Below are 12,445 nucleotides of genomic sequence, written 5' to 3' on the forward strand. Positions count from 1 at the left end.
GTTGGCCGGGTGCGCTCCGGCGGCCGGTCAGTCGGTGGGCGGGGTCCAGTCGGCGGGCAGGCCGGACTGGGAGAGGACTGCGGCGAGGCTGTAGTGGTCCTCGTCGGAGGTGATCAGGCAGTGGTTCTTCTCGAGGTTGAGGAGGGTGGTCATCGGCACGGCGAAAGGCTTGGGCGCGCCCTTGATGCGGCCCGCGTAGACGGGCCTCGACGGTGATGGGGCCCCCGTGGCGGTGGGTGGCGCGCACGGTGACGTGGACGTTGTCGATGGCAGCGTCGGCGCGGGCCTTCCACCCGGTGATCTCCTGGCGGCCGTGGAAGGTGATGCCGACGGCCTCGTCGGTGTAGGTGCCGTCGGTGGTGAACCGGTCGCCGAGCGCTTGGGGGTCGGTGCCGTTCCCGGGGTGGGCTCAGTCGGTGACGATCCTCGGCAGGCGCTGTTCGGCGTCCTGCGCGGCGTAGGCGGTGGTGGCGGCGCTGAGGGCCGCGGCGGCGGTCGGCGCGGTCACGGCACGGGGCGGGCGAGACGTCACGGTGATGCTCCTTCGGGTGTGGTGGGGGTGCACGTGCGGACGCGAGCGGGGGTGGTCGGCATCCCGGGGATGGCGTGTGTCAGGGGGAGGGTGTCAGGACGACTTTCCCGATGACGGCGGTGCCGGGTTCGGCCAGGCGCGGGCTCGGCAGCGCACAGACTGCAGTCACGAACGCCCCGCTCATAGGGGCTGTGTGATAGCAGATGAGAGGTGGGGAACCCCCGTCTGCTGGCTCCGGCGGGGGTTCCTGCGTTCGGGGGTGGGCCTGATGCGTGGTGTTCGATGCGGTCTTGCTGTGCTCCGGCTCGCCGTTCTCGAAGGCGTAGGGAGGGCAGCGGTGGCGACGCGGGTGCGGCGGCAGAAGTGCAGGAGGGCGGGTGACGTACACGGCAGACGAGGGCTGTGGCCTTCACGGGCGCGGATGCACCCGAGGCGAGGGAGCGTGCTCCACGGGTCTTTGCGTGATTGCGACTGGTCCGCCTGGCGCGTGAGGGCATCAAGCGCCAAGCCGGTGAGGCAAAGCCGCACACTTCTCCGCCCCAAAGATCGTTACGGGGCAAACCTTAGGCGCGATGGCATAAAGGAGCGGGATCCCCGAAATGAGATCCCGCTCAGCATCTGCCTTGTCAGTGCTTGAAAACGTCCTTCGTCTTCTCCTTGGCCTGACGGGCCGCGCCCTTCGATTTCTTGGCCTGTCCTTCGGCCATCATCCGCTCGTTGCCCACGGTACGGCCGACCGCCTCCTTCGTCTTTCCCGTGGCCTCTTCCATCTTGCCCTTTGCCTTTTGCCCTCCGGCCATTTTCGTTCACTCTCCTAGGTCCGTGGGAAAACGTGCACCCATCCCGAGTACCCCCTGTCGGGATGTAAAACGGGGTGGGGGGAGTAGTCAGCCTGGACGAACAGGTGGGAGAAGTGTTCCGAGCGGGCCGAGGTCCAGATTGAGGTCCTCCATGGTCAGGCCGTAGCTGCCGCGCAGGTCGGACATGCGGTCGTGGAGGATCAAGAACGCGGCCCCGGTGGACACTGCCGCGACGTTCATGGGGGGTGCCGACGGCGGGTTCTGGTGATGGCCGACCCCGAAGCCGCGGGCAAACGGGAAAGCCGCCGTATGCAGACGGCGTTTCCGTCATGCCGTCCCGCGTAGTCAAGAACGCGGGTGCCCGAGAAGCGGCAACCGGCGGTCAAGAGGTATCTTCGGTCGGGAACTCGGGCTCGTCTCCATCCTTGGCCTTGGCCCGGACATCTCGCGGTGTGGGCGCGGTGACGTTCCGCTGCTCCGCGGACCGTTGCCGCGTCTCGTCGTCTACCGGAGGTGTGTCTTTGTCACCAGGTGTGTTCATGAGGTTCCCTCTCTCGGGTTTCGGGTCGCAGGCTGTGTCGCTCAACGTGGACGCAGTTGAAGGGGCCTATGCCTTGTGCTGCACGGCGGGGCGTGCGGGGTTACCCTGTTCCGCCGCCTTCGGGTCCTTTTCGTCGGACTTTGCTCGCACGCCGTCGGCGATGCGCTTGCCGATTGGTTTCGTTGATGTTCGACCGGCACGTGAAGATGTGTTCGAGGTGCCGGGCTGCCCCAGTCGCCTCTGAGGCGCGGGCCTCGCCGCCCGCTTCCCAAGCGGGCGGAACTCTTCATCGGAGCGCCGGCCCGCAGCGGCGCCGCACTCCTGCCCGGCACGCGCCGCACATCGGGCAGACAGCCTGGCGTCGGGTCGGGGCCCCACTCGGGACCCACAACGCGAGTGACCCCGAGCAGCCGAGTCAAACGTTGTCTGGACGACGGATCCTCTTGGATGCAACCGACGGACACGGAGTCGACATGCAACGGCGACGACTCACCGCACACGGCTGACACCGGGCTATCCACCGAGGACCTCGTGCGGCCTCGCGAGACTGATGTAGCACTGGACAGCACCTCGCCGGCCGCCGCCGGTCCACCCCGGAGTGGGCGACGGGAAAACCGACCTGAACGCCATCGCGGCCAACGGCACGAATACCCCGGCGACGGAACCACGGACCGGGGACTTCGACGAGCGCAAGAAGGTTCGCTATTGCCGCTCGTTCTTCAACCGCCTGGTGACCACGTGAGGAGCCCGTCCGATGGCCGGCAACGGCAGGGAGACCGAACGGGCGACCTTCATCCCGCAACCGTCAGCGGTCGGTTCGTCGGCCAGAGAGGGGAGAAGGCCGTGACCGCCGTCGCCACTACCGGTCGCCCGCACCCAGTCCGACGGGGGCAGGGGGCGACGTTTGCGCATGCCGTGCCGGGCAACCCGTGAACAGGCAACGCACGAGAGAAGATGAAGTGCCGTGACCGCGCAGAAGCCGCTCGTTCGCAGGGCCGAAACGGCCTGGTCGAGGGCCCGTCGCCTCCGGGGCAGGGCTGTGCGGACTTGCGCCGTCGTGGCGTACGCGAGTGCCGCGCCCGCCACGCACACGAGCGGCGGAGTGAAACGTCGTCAGGGGCGAGGACTGAGGCGGCACCTAGGCGGGCTTCTGACCCGAACATACTGTCTGCCGGGTAGGTCGGCCCTGTGCCGTGGCCATCACGTCCCAGGCCAGACGGTGCAGTTTGGTATTGGTGCTTTGGGAGGCCGTGACTTTCCGTGCCTCGTCGGAGCTCAGGCCGAAGGACGCCATGAGGATTGCGCGGACCGGGTCTGTGTCCGGCCCGGTCCGCATCGCACGCCGCAGCTGTACGACTTCGACCTGCAAAAGCCCGTCGTCCACGCTCGGCCGTGCGGCACATCGACCGTTCCCGTGGAAGGGGTCCCTCCATGGCTGTCCACCATCGGTTGATCCGGCGTCCCCCGTACGCGGTATGGGCGGTCCTGGCAGATCCGGCCTGTTACGGGGAATGGGTGGTGGGGCCCTCCCAGTCCGTGCCGCTCGATCAGACCTGGCCCGCTGTCGGATCCAGGCTCGGCTACACCCTGCGGCTGGGGCCCTGGTCGGCCAACGGGGTGACGACTGTCCGCCACCAGGAATCCGGAAAAGAGCTGGAGCTGGAAGCTTCGTTCAAGCAGCTGGGCACGGCGAGGATCTTCCTCCAGCTCAGGCCGTGGGGCGATGAGGAAACCCTCGTCATCTGTGACGAGCACCCCCTGCGCGGCCTGGGAGGCACCCTCCACAACGCTGCGAGTGAAGCGTTGCTCCAACTGCGGCACCGGGGCATGCTGGCCCGCCTGGCCAGGCTCACGGAACAGGATCCCGTCGAGCAGGATCACGCCGGGGCCCGTCATGCCTGACGCCGTGGTGATCGGCGCCGGGCCCAACGGGTTGGTGGCGGCCAATGTGCTGGCGGATGCCGGGTGGAGCGTGGAAGTCCTGGAGGCGCAGCAGGAACCTGGAGGCGCCGTGCGCAGCGATCGCGGTGTCCACCCCGACTACATTTCTGATCCTTTCAGCGCCTTCTACCCGCTGCCCGCCGTGTCCCCGGTCCTGGCCTGCCTGGATCTCGCCGCGGAGGGACTGCGATGGAGCCATGCTCCGTGTGTGCTGGCCCACCCGCTGAGGGACGGGAGATGCGCCGTGCTGGAGCGCCGTGTGCAGGAGACCGCATTGGGGCTGGAGGAGTTCGCGTCGGGTGACGGTCATGCCTGGCGGGACATGTACGAGGCGTGGGGCCGTGTCGGGCAGGACCTGGTGCAGGCCATGTTCACGCCCTTCCCGCCGGTCCGCTCCGGGCTCCGCCTGGCGGCGAAGCTGCGGGCCGCGGGCGGGCTGCGGCTGGCTCGGAAGCTGGCCCTGCCGGTGCGCCGCCTGGGCGATGAGGAGTTCCGGGGCGAGGGGGGACGGCTCCTGCTGGCCGGGAACGCCTTGCACGCCGACCTGGCCCCGGAGGCGGTGGGCAGCGGAGGATTCCGCTGGCTGATGTCGATGCTCGGGCACAGCCATGGCTTCCCGGTACCCGTCGGCGGGGCGGGCGCCCTGACCGCGGCGCTCGTGAGCCGCCTCGAGCACCGCGACGGCGCTCTGCGGTGCGGGGAGCGCGCCGTGTCCGTCGTCGTACGGGGCGGCAGGGCGATGGGCGTCCGGACGGCCGGTGGCGAGACCGTCAGCGCGCGCCGCGCCGTGCTCGCGGACACGTCGGCACCGGCGCTGTACCGGGGGAGCTTGTGGGCGAGGAACACCTGCCGTCCCGCCTCTTGCGGGATCTGGAGCGCTTCCAGTGGGATTTCGCGACCTTCAAGGTCGACTGGGCGCTGACCGGACCGATGCCGTGGACGGCTCCGCAAGCCGTGGGCGCGGGGACGGTCCACGTGGCCGACGGCATCGACAGCCTGACCCGGTTCGCCTCGCAGCTCGCCATGGGACAGGTCCCCGACGAGCCGTTCGCCTTGTTCGGACAGATGACGACGGCGGATCCCAGCCGCTCACCCGTCGGCACGGAATCGGCGTGGGCCTACACCCACGTCCCGCAGCGCATCACCTCCGACGCCGGTCCCGACCGCATCACCGGCGGCTGGGACGCCCACGAACAGGAAGCCATGGCGGACCGCATCGAGGCCCAGGCGGAGCGGTTCGCGCCCGGCTTCCGTACCCGGATCCTTGCCCGCCGGATCCTGGCCCCCACCACCCTCCAGGCCATGAACGAGAGCCTCCACAACGGCGCCATCAACAACGGCACCACCGCCCTGCACCAGCAGGCGGTCTTCCGCCCCGTCCCCGGTACCGGCCGACCCGAGACCCCCGTCAAGGGCCTCTACCTCGCCTCCGCGGCCGCCCATCCCGGCGGAGGAGTCCACGGAGTTCCCGGAGCGAACGCCGCCCGAGCCGCGCTACGGCCCAACGGACTGCACACCCTCCTCCACCGTGCACAACGGCTCTGAACCGCCTGGCAGCACAATTCCTGGCGTGGTTGTGATGGGTGGTTCGGGGCGCCGCTTCGGCATCCGGAACCACCAGGTCAGACTGCGTACGACCGCACTGCGGCCATACGCCGGGCTGTGAGAGTCCGGGAACACCAGCCGACCCTCCGGGCAGGTCGCGCCGAGGGAAACCGCTTGTCCCGGGCCGCGTCAGCGCTCGTTCTCGTCGGCCTCTTCGTCGTACTCGTCCTCCGGCTCCTCTTCGTCGTACTCCTCTCCTTCTTCTTCGTCGGACGCCTCGTCATCTTCTTCGTCGTACTCCTCCTGGTCCTCGTCCTCCCCTGCCGCTTCCTCCTCTTCCAGCGCCTCCTCATGGCTGCGGACCACCTCGCTGTCGCGGATCTCCCCGCGCCAGCCCTCGACTTCCTCGTCGGCGAACGTGACGTAGCGCTGGAAGTTCTTGAAGTCCAGCCGCAATCGGCGGCCTTGGGCGCGCCACAGGTTGCCGGTCTTCTCGAAGAAGCCCGAGGGGTAGTACTCGACGACGAGCACGATGCGCGTCAGGGTGGGCGTGAGTTCGTGAAAGCTGACACACCCGTGAGTGGTGCCTTTCGCGCCCTCGGAGTTCCACACGATGCGGTCGTCCGGCACTTGCTCCTCAACTGTCGCCTTCCAGCCGCGAGTCGAGGGGCCGACCTTGACCTTCCAGGTGCTGGCGGCCTCGTCGTTCTTGGACACACTGCGTACGCCTTTGGTGAAGCCGCTGAACTCCTCGTACTGGGTCCAGTAGTTGTACGCCGTGCGGATCGGGACCCCCACGTCCAGTACTTCGATGATGTTCATGACCTTGGTGCTGCCGGCCTTGCCACTGCCTCCTCCGCCGAAAACGCTCTTGACCTTGCCCATCACGCTGTCCTTGAGCCCCTTGGCCTTCTCACCCACGAATGCCTTCAGCGGGGATTCGCCATGGAGAATCCGACTGCCGACGCCGGCGAGTGTTCCCCCGTTCTCGGCCACATCGAGAAGCTGGTCGGTGACATCCCCCAACTTGTCCCCTGCCTTGTCGACGAGATGTCCCATCTGAGCGCCGAGGTAGTCGACGAACTCTTCGCGCAGCAGGTCCAGACCCGAACTCTCTTCGTGGTTGGTGTCACGCACTTTGCCGGCCATGGCCTACCTCCGCCGCGCGGTCGTCTTCTTGGCAGCGGTCTTCCGCGCCGGAGCCGTCTTCCGCGCCGGGGCCGTCTTCCTGGCCGGAGCCTTCTTCGCGGCCGTCCTCTTCGCGGAAGTCTTCTTGGCTGCGGGCCTCTTCGCGGCGGCCTTCTTGGCGGGACGCGGAGACTTCTTCGCAGTCTCCTTCGCCGGTGCCGCCTTCTTGGCGGGGGGCCTGTGCGCTGCGGTCTTCTTCGCCGTGGCCGCCTTCCTTGCAGGAGCAGCCTTCCTGGCGGCCGCCTTACGGGGAGCGGGTGCGCCCGGGCGCTTCCGCGCCGTGGTTCCCGTCCGCCGACGGCGACGCTGCGTCGGTTCCTCCTCGGCCTCTTCCTCTTCGGGTTCCTCCTCCTCGGGCTCTTCCTCCAGTTCGTCCTCCGGCTCTTCTTCCTCCGATTCCTCCGCTCCCTCTTCCGCTTCTTCTTCCTCCTCGTAATGCCCCTCGCCCTTCTCCTGCTCCTCTTCGTACTCGTCTTCGTCCTCTTCGTACTCGTCCTCGTCCCTTTCCTGGCCAATGCGCAGCGTCCGCTCGTGGAGCGAGTCGGCGAGGTCGGAGAGGCGTCGATCGGCAGCAGCTGCCAGGGCTTGGCGGCCGGCGCCCAGCAGTTCGCCGCGCACCTGCTCGTTCAGTTCGGCGACCCCTGGAACATCACCGATCTTGCGGAGTCCTGTCGTCAGCAGCTGCTGGGGGTCGAGCCCAAAGCGGCGGCCGGCAAGGTAAGTTGCCATGGCGAAGGCAAGGCGCGCTTTCTTCGTGCGTCCGAGCACATAGCCCGCTGCGACGGCGGCGGCGAGGCTGACCTTGGTCGTGTCGTTCATGAGCGATTCCCTTCGCAAAGGGCAGGTGAAAACGCCCGCGTCCGGACTAACGCCCCGGTCCCGAACCCGCGATGGAGGCAGAAGGCGGATCGCACGCACCGTGCCTCACAGCCCGCTATGTCACTGACACACCATGCAATCACCGGGCAGGCCGCCGCGAAGTCATCCACGCTGGGGCGATATGCATGCCTATGTGATGAAAGTATAGGGTTCGTGGGTGGGACATGGCGCCCGCGCGCCCGCTCCGACCACCGGAGAGATCATGGCCGCACCAGAACCCCGAAGGCGATCCAGCGGTCGGAGCCACGGCTCCGACGGGGACGGCACGAGCGGTTCCCGTCGCCGCTCCGGCAAGGGCAACGCCGGCTGGGCCATGCGCTCCGCTGTCGGACAACTTCAGGAGTTGCTCGGTCGTGCTCCCGAGTCCGTCTCGGCACTGAAACCGACCGAAACTGGTTGGGAGGCCGATGTTGAGGTACTCGAATTGGAGCGCGTCCCCGAAACCACCAGCGTGATGGCCACCTATCGAGTGACGCTCGACGAGGAAGGCGATCTGGTGGGATACGAACGGAAGCGCCGCTATACGCGTGGCCAAATCGACCGGCGGGGCTGAGACACCACAGCCGGTGAAGGGAGGCACCATGACAGTGGTGCCGCAAAGTGGAGGCGGTGTCGCTCGCGGTGGCGGCAGCAGCAGTAGCCTCTACGACGTCCTGGAACTCATTCTTGACCGCGGGCTTGTCATCGACGTGTTCGTCCGCGTGTCGCTGGTGGGGATCGAAATCCTCAAGATCGACATTCGCATCGTCGTGGCCAGCGTCGACACCTATCTGCGTTTCGCCGAGGCGTGCAACCGCCTTGACCTCGAATCCGGGAGGAAGGCGCCCGCCCAGTTGACCGACATCGTCGGAGACACGGTCGAGAGCGGAGCGAAAGGCAAGTCCAAGGGGGCCCTCTCCGGCGCGGCGGAAGCGGTCACCGATTCCCTCAAGGGGATCACCGGCCGTGACGACGCCGAAGAAGAAGAGCCCGAGGAAGAAGGCGAGGGCAAGGAAAGGGAACCCGTGGAGAGGCGACGGCGGCCGGTTCGGCGCACCTCCCGACGTGAGCGCGAATGAGGCTCGCCGCGCGAGAAGGAATGAGCCATGGCCGTATACATCTACTCCATCACCGGCAAGCAGCATCCGCTCCGCCTCGACGGTCTCAACGGCGTCGGTGAACCCCCGGCGGGCTTGCGGACAGTGACGGCCGGACCGCTGTGTGCTGTGGTGAGCGATGCGCCAGAGGATCTACGCCCCAAGCGCCGCGACGTCATCGCGCACCAGGCCGTACAGGAGCGCCTCATGGCCGACGGCACCGTGCTCCCCATGCGGTTCGGCCTTATCGCCGAGAACGACGAGGCCGTCCTGGTGGCCCTGGAGCAGAATGCCGCGGACTACACGGACCGGCTTCAGGCACTGGAGGGGTGCAGCGAGTACCACCTCAAAGCGTCGCAGGACGAGGACGCACTGCTACGGCAGATCCTGCGGGAGTCGGACGTGGCACGAGAGCTCAATGCCGAGATCCGGGGCGGCTCCGCCGCCCCCGACGCATCGCTGCGACTCGGTGAGCTGGTCGCCCAGGAGGTACAGACGCGGCAGGAGGCGCTGGCGGCGGGTGTGGTCGAAGCACTGCGTCCCTTCGCCCGGACGCTTGAATCATCCCAGCCGACGGGTTCGGATTTTCTCAACGTGTCGTTCCTGGTGACCGAGGACCGGGAAGAGGCGTTCCTCACCACGGAGTTGAGCGTCGCCCATCAGATGGGCGACGACGTCGACTTCCGGCTCAACGGCCCCCTGCCGCCCTACAGCTTCGTCTGAAGGAGTTCTCATGGGCCTGTTCACCCAACTCGTCACCCTTCCCCTGGCCCCCGTGCGCGGCGTCGTATGGGTCGTGGAGCGGGTCCGGGAGGAAGCCGAGAACCAGTACTACGACCCCGCACCGGTGCACCGCGAACTCGCCGAGCTCGAACGTCTCCTCGTCGCGGGGGACATCGACGAGGAGACGTTCGACCAGCGCGAGGACGAACTGCTCGACCGGCTGGAGGAGATCCGTGCCTACCGGCAGGGCTGACGCTCCTGATCCGGCCCGAGGGAATTCGAGGCCGCAACCGTGACTGAACCCCTGGCCAACAGGCTTGGTTCCTACCCGTCCCGAGCGGCGCCGCCCTACGGACAGGGCTCCTCCGCCAATCTCGCCGACATTCTTGAACGAGTACTCGACAAGGGCATCGTCATCGCGGGCGACATACAGATCAACCTTCTCGACATCGAGCTGTTGACCATAAAACTGCGCCTCCTGGTCGCCTCCGTCGACAAAGCGAAGGAAATGGGTATCGACTGGTGGGAGCACGATCCCGCGCTCTCCTCCCGGGCCAGCGGTGAACGGTCACTGGCCGAGGAGAACCGCCGGTTGCGGGCCGAGATCGATACTCTCCGCCAGGGCAACGCCCTCCCCGTGGAGGAGGAAGCGCCCCGGGTCACGGGCGGCCGTCGCCGGGGAAGTGCTCGCGATGAGTGACCTGCTGACGTACGCGTATGCGGTGGTACGCGCCGCCGGGGGATTGCAGGAGGCGGCCGCTCCGCTCCGGGGCGTCGCCGACGCCCCGGTCGGCCTCGTCACCGACACCGGCGTCGTTCAGCTGGGGCTCGTGGTGAGTCATGTGCCGGCGCAGGACTTCAGGGAGGACGCTCTCAAGCGGCATCTCGAGGACCTGGAATGGCTGGAGGCGGTGGCCCGAGCCCACCACGGCGTCATCGAGGCCCTGGCCGAGCGCACCACCGTCCTTCCTCTGCGCCTGGCGACCGTCTACCTCGACGACCAGCGGGCCCGGGAGGTCCTGTCAGCCGGGCGGACCGTGTTCGCCGAGCGCCTGGCCCGGCTCTCCGAACATGTCGAATGGGGGGTCAAGATCTATGTCGAGCCGTCCGAGGTCCCCGCGGCCCCGGCCGTTCCGGCTGCGGACCTGACCCCCGGGCGCGCCTATCTGCGGAACCGCCGGCAGCAGCAAAGTGTTCGCGACACCGTCTACCAGGCTGCGCAGAAGGCCGCCGAGCGGGTGGAGACCGCGGGCCGCAAGCACGCGGCCGACCGGGTCCGGCACCGAGTACAGCAGGGTTTTCTCGCCGAAGCGGCCGGCAGCGCCGCCGGCGAGAACGTGGTCAATGACGCCTACCTTGTGCCCCTGAATCGTTGCGACGACTTCCTGGCCGACGTGACGCGCGCCGCCGACGGGCTGGACGGGGTACGGGTCGAGGCCACCGGCCCCTGGGCTCCGTACTCCTTCGCCATGCCACCCGGTGAATCCGGCGGTACCGCGGAGGGAGCGCCCCCGTGATCACGCCTGGCCCGCCACCGGAAGCGGAGCGCCTGCCCCAGCGGCAGGTCGCTCTCATCGATCTGCTGGACCGGCTGCTGACCGGTGGGGTCGTCCTCACCGGTGACGTCGTGCTGTCCATCGCGGACATCGATCTGGTACGCGTCTCGCTGCGTGCCCTGATCGTTTCCATCAGCGAGCAGAACCCCTCGCCATGGACGAGCACCAGCCCGCTGCGCGGCGACCATGACAGCTGAGGGCGGGAGCCGGCCGCCGTGCCGCGCCGACGAAGTTGCGGAGGCCGCCGCACGCGCCTTCCGGCTGCTGCCCGCAGCCCCACGCGACCTGGACCCGCCGGCCGGAAAAGGCCCACGTTCCCCGGCTCGGCGGATCAGCTCCGACCGCGACACCGTCGAACGGGACCTCCTCAAGCTCGTCCTCACCCTCGTGGAACTGCTGCGCCAACTCATGGAACGACAGGCCCTGCACCGCGTCGACCAAGGAGACCTGACCGACGAACAGGAAGAACGCCTGGGCGCGACACTCATGCTCCTCCACGACCGCATGAGCGACTTGTGCGCCCAGTACGGACTGACCATGGAGGACCTCAACCTGGACCTCGGGCCGCTGGGCACACTGCTTCCGCCCTCCGACTGAACTCCCGGCCGTATGCGGCAATACCGCTGTCCACGCGGTGGATCTAGGGTGTCGAGGACGTGCCACAGCTCACTCGGTGACCGCCGAGGGGCCGAAACGAGACAGCGCCTGAGCCGACCGGAGCCGAGTCGGGCGCCGTACGACAGGTCAGAGGGGTACCCGCACCGTAGGGCGTGTGGGTCGGTCACCAGTAGTGGCGTCGACCGGCGACAGCGTGTCCCATCGAGCCGAGGATCCACAGGACGGCGCCGACGACCAGCAGGATGATCCCGATGGTCCACAGGATGGATATCCCGGTGAGGAAGCCGACGACGAGCAGAATGATGCCTAGGACGATCATGATGTCTCCCCTGGGGAGTGGTGTCGGTGCCCCTGTGAACTGCGAGAGAGCGCAAGGGCGGTGGACACGGGGATGGTCGGTCTCCTTCTTACTCCGCGCGGTGCGGTTTGTGGCCGGCGACCTGCAGGCGGACCTCGGTGGGCATGCCAGGGGTGCCGGTGGACCGACGGGCGGTTCGGAGCGGGCCCTCGCACAGGACATCGAAGACGGTGCCGGGGGACGCCTGAGGGGTGAGAATGAGTGCGACGCGGGTGCGGGGGTGGGCAGGGCGTCCGGTGATGCGTACGGCCGCGTGCTCGACCGCCGGCAGGGCGCCGGCTTCGGTCGCGATCGCGTCGCTGAGCGCGCTGTCGCGCAGCTCGACGCCCTCCTGCGGGGGTGTGCCACCGACGGGCAGTGCTCCTGGGTGGCGTCGGCGAAGTTGGGCGAGCAGCCACCACAGGGCGAGCAGGGCGACGAGGACGAGGCCGGCGATGACCGCGGGCCACCACCACCAGCCCTGGCTGCTCCAGCGGGCTCGGTCGGCGGAGCCGAGCAGGACGTCGTCCGGGGTGGTCAGGGGCCAGCCGGTGGGCGGGACCAGATCGTGTCGCCGGTAGATGTCGAGCCCGGCGAAGAGGACCAGCAGACCGCCGCCGAGCAGTACCAGTCCGGCGAGGGCCAGAAGACTGCGGTTGAGTACGGGTCGCGGCGTCATGGTGCGTGCTCCGGTCCAGGGGGTTTTCGC

General features: G+C 68.2%; 17 protein-coding genes and 3 pseudogenes. 11 read left to right on the plus strand and 9 right to left on the minus strand.

Annotation, left to right across the window (positions count from 1 at the left end; translation table 11 throughout):
- Positions 1 to 27: 27 nt before the first annotated feature.
- The 5 genes and pseudogenes from AVL59_RS55635 to gvpK all read right to left on the minus strand — a co-directional run.
- Positions 28 to 159 carry a hypothetical protein gene (locus tag AVL59_RS55635; RefSeq protein ID WP_257785095.1) on the minus strand — a complete coding sequence of 44 codons (132 nt, stop codon included), beginning with the start codon at positions 157 to 159 and terminating at the stop codon, positions 28 to 30.
- Between the two features lie 58 nt (positions 160 to 217).
- Positions 218 to 334 (minus strand): annotated as a pseudogene (locus AVL59_RS56495) (hypothetical protein); the annotation flags it as partial.
- Between the two features lie 75 nt (positions 335 to 409).
- Positions 410 to 532 (minus strand): hypothetical protein, encoded by a 123-nt coding sequence (locus tag AVL59_RS55640; protein ID WP_257785096.1) that lies wholly within the window; start codon positions 530 to 532, stop codon positions 410 to 412.
- A gap of 626 nt (positions 533 to 1,158) precedes the next feature.
- Positions 1,159 to 1,332 (minus strand): CsbD family protein, encoded by a 174-nt coding sequence (locus AVL59_RS21435; protein ID WP_067306895.1) that lies wholly within the window; start codon positions 1,330 to 1,332, stop codon positions 1,159 to 1,161.
- Positions 1,333 to 1,419: 87 nt separating this feature from the next.
- A pseudogene (gvpK, locus tag AVL59_RS50625) lies at positions 1,420 to 1,548 on the minus strand (gas vesicle protein GvpK); the annotation flags it as partial.
- Between the two features lie 923 nt (positions 1,549 to 2,471).
- On the opposite strand from gvpK, the gene AVL59_RS52305 reads away from it, so the two are divergent.
- The 3 genes and pseudogenes from AVL59_RS52305 to AVL59_RS21445 all read left to right on the plus strand — a co-directional run bounded on the left by AVL59_RS52305 (position 2,472) and on the right by AVL59_RS21445 (position 5,359).
- A complete protein-coding gene (locus AVL59_RS52305; protein ID WP_159399984.1) occupies positions 2,472 to 2,615 on the plus strand; it encodes a hypothetical protein in 144 nt (47 codons plus the stop codon).
- 689 nt (positions 2,616 to 3,304) lie between these two features.
- Entirely contained in the window at positions 3,305 to 3,775 is a 471-nt protein-coding gene (locus AVL59_RS21440) for an SRPBCC family protein (RefSeq protein WP_067306898.1), read from the plus strand.
- A pseudogene (locus AVL59_RS21445) lies at positions 3,768 to 5,359 on the plus strand (phytoene desaturase family protein). The gene AVL59_RS21440 and the pseudogene AVL59_RS21445 overlap by 8 nt, the downstream one beginning before the upstream one ends.
- 189 nt (positions 5,360 to 5,548) lie before the next feature.
- On the opposite strand, the gene AVL59_RS21450 reads toward AVL59_RS21445, so the two are convergent.
- Together AVL59_RS21450 and AVL59_RS53630 are read right to left on the minus strand one after the other, a co-directional pair.
- Positions 5,549 to 6,508 carry an SRPBCC family protein gene (locus tag AVL59_RS21450; protein ID WP_067306900.1) on the minus strand — a complete coding sequence of 320 codons (960 nt, stop codon included), beginning with the start codon at positions 6,506 to 6,508 and terminating at the stop codon, positions 5,549 to 5,551.
- 3 nt (positions 6,509 to 6,511) lie between these two features.
- The gene (locus AVL59_RS53630) at positions 6,512 to 7,366 is read right to left on the minus strand and encodes a hypothetical protein (protein WP_067306903.1); all 855 of its coding nucleotides are present in this window, start codon (positions 7,364 to 7,366) and stop codon (positions 6,512 to 6,514) included.
- A 262-nt stretch (positions 7,367 to 7,628) separates the two neighbouring features.
- Between AVL59_RS53630 and AVL59_RS48665 the strand changes: the two genes are divergently transcribed.
- The 8 genes from AVL59_RS48665 to AVL59_RS21490 are packed head-to-tail and all read left to right on the plus strand — an operon-like array spanning position 7,629 to position 11,378.
- Positions 7,629 to 7,979, plus strand: a complete 351-nt coding sequence (locus AVL59_RS48665) for a gas vesicle protein GvpO (RefSeq protein WP_079146854.1) — start codon at positions 7,629 to 7,631, stop codon at positions 7,977 to 7,979.
- Between the two features lie 28 nt (positions 7,980 to 8,007).
- Positions 8,008 to 8,484, plus strand: a complete 477-nt coding sequence (locus AVL59_RS21460; RefSeq protein ID WP_079146855.1) for a gas vesicle structural protein GvpA — start codon at positions 8,008 to 8,010, stop codon at positions 8,482 to 8,484.
- A 27-nt stretch (positions 8,485 to 8,511) separates the two neighbouring features.
- On the plus strand, positions 8,512 to 9,225 hold the full coding sequence (locus tag AVL59_RS21465) for a GvpL/GvpF family gas vesicle protein (protein WP_067306905.1): 714 nt from the start codon (positions 8,512 to 8,514) through the stop codon (positions 9,223 to 9,225).
- Between the two features lie 10 nt (positions 9,226 to 9,235).
- Entirely contained in the window at positions 9,236 to 9,478 is a 243-nt protein-coding gene (locus AVL59_RS21470) for a gas vesicle protein GvpG (protein ID WP_067306907.1), read from the plus strand.
- Between the two features lie 39 nt (positions 9,479 to 9,517).
- Entirely contained in the window at positions 9,518 to 9,925 is a 408-nt protein-coding gene (locus tag AVL59_RS21475) for a gas vesicle protein (protein ID WP_067306909.1), read from the plus strand.
- Complete coding sequence (locus tag AVL59_RS21480) at positions 9,918 to 10,742, plus strand: GvpL/GvpF family gas vesicle protein (RefSeq protein WP_067317584.1); 825 nt, start codon at positions 9,918 to 9,920, stop codon at positions 10,740 to 10,742. The genes AVL59_RS21475 and AVL59_RS21480 overlap by 8 nt, the downstream gene beginning before the upstream one ends.
- The gene (locus tag AVL59_RS21485; RefSeq protein WP_067306912.1) at positions 10,739 to 10,978 is read left to right on the plus strand and encodes a gas vesicle protein; all 240 of its coding nucleotides are present in this window, start codon (positions 10,739 to 10,741) and stop codon (positions 10,976 to 10,978) included. The genes AVL59_RS21480 and AVL59_RS21485 overlap by 4 nt, the downstream gene beginning before the upstream one ends.
- The gene (locus AVL59_RS21490) at positions 10,968 to 11,378 is read left to right on the plus strand and encodes a gas vesicle protein K (RefSeq protein WP_067306915.1); all 411 of its coding nucleotides are present in this window, start codon (positions 10,968 to 10,970) and stop codon (positions 11,376 to 11,378) included. The genes AVL59_RS21485 and AVL59_RS21490 overlap by 11 nt, the downstream gene beginning before the upstream one ends.
- A 184-nt stretch (positions 11,379 to 11,562) precedes the next feature.
- Here AVL59_RS21490 and AVL59_RS53270 read toward each other — a convergent pair whose 3' ends face one another.
- Together AVL59_RS53270 and AVL59_RS21495 are read right to left on the minus strand one after the other, a co-directional pair.
- Positions 11,563 to 11,718: a DUF6131 family protein gene (locus AVL59_RS53270; RefSeq protein ID WP_099053098.1), complete on the minus strand. Its 156-nt coding sequence runs from the start codon at positions 11,716 to 11,718 to the stop codon at positions 11,563 to 11,565.
- Between the two features lie 88 nt (positions 11,719 to 11,806).
- Positions 11,807 to 12,415 carry a hypothetical protein gene (locus AVL59_RS21495; RefSeq protein WP_067306917.1) on the minus strand — a complete coding sequence of 203 codons (609 nt, stop codon included), beginning with the start codon at positions 12,413 to 12,415 and terminating at the stop codon, positions 11,807 to 11,809.
- Positions 12,416 to 12,445: the final 30 nt, after the last annotated feature.

This window comes from Streptomyces griseochromogenes, from assembly GCF_001542625.1.
GTDB lineage: Bacteria > Actinomycetota > Actinomycetes > Streptomycetales > Streptomycetaceae > Streptomyces > Streptomyces griseochromogenes.

Excerpts from the sequence above, each read along its gene's own strand:
- AVL59_RS21435 (WP_067306895.1), bottom strand. The coding sequence starts at position 1,332 with ATGGCCGGAGGGCAAAAGGCAAAGGGCAAGATGGAAGAGGCCACGGGA.
- AVL59_RS21440 (WP_067306898.1), top strand. The coding sequence starts at position 3,305 with ATGGCTGTCCACCATCGGTTGATCCGGCGTCCCCCGTACGCGGTATGG.
- AVL59_RS21450 (WP_067306900.1), bottom strand. The coding sequence starts at position 6,508 with ATGGCCGGCAAAGTGCGTGACACCAACCACGAAGAGAGTTCGGGTCTG.
- AVL59_RS53630 (WP_067306903.1), bottom strand. The coding sequence starts at position 7,366 with ATGAACGACACGACCAAGGTCAGCCTCGCCGCCGCCGTCGCAGCGGGC.
- AVL59_RS48665 (WP_079146854.1), top strand. The coding sequence starts at position 7,629 with ATGGCCGCACCAGAACCCCGAAGGCGATCCAGCGGTCGGAGCCACGGC.
- AVL59_RS21460 (WP_079146855.1), top strand. The coding sequence starts at position 8,008 with ATGACAGTGGTGCCGCAAAGTGGAGGCGGTGTCGCTCGCGGTGGCGGC.
- AVL59_RS21465 (WP_067306905.1), top strand. The coding sequence starts at position 8,512 with ATGGCCGTATACATCTACTCCATCACCGGCAAGCAGCATCCGCTCCGC.
- AVL59_RS21470 (WP_067306907.1), top strand. The coding sequence starts at position 9,236 with ATGGGCCTGTTCACCCAACTCGTCACCCTTCCCCTGGCCCCCGTGCGC.
- AVL59_RS21480 (WP_067317584.1), top strand. The coding sequence starts at position 9,918 with ATGAGTGACCTGCTGACGTACGCGTATGCGGTGGTACGCGCCGCCGGG.
- AVL59_RS21490 (WP_067306915.1), top strand. The coding sequence starts at position 10,968 with ATGACAGCTGAGGGCGGGAGCCGGCCGCCGTGCCGCGCCGACGAAGTT.
- AVL59_RS53270 (WP_099053098.1), bottom strand. The coding sequence starts at position 11,718 with ATGATCGTCCTAGGCATCATTCTGCTCGTCGTCGGCTTCCTCACCGGG.
- AVL59_RS21495 (WP_067306917.1), bottom strand. The coding sequence starts at position 12,415 with ATGACGCCGCGACCCGTACTCAACCGCAGTCTTCTGGCCCTCGCCGGA.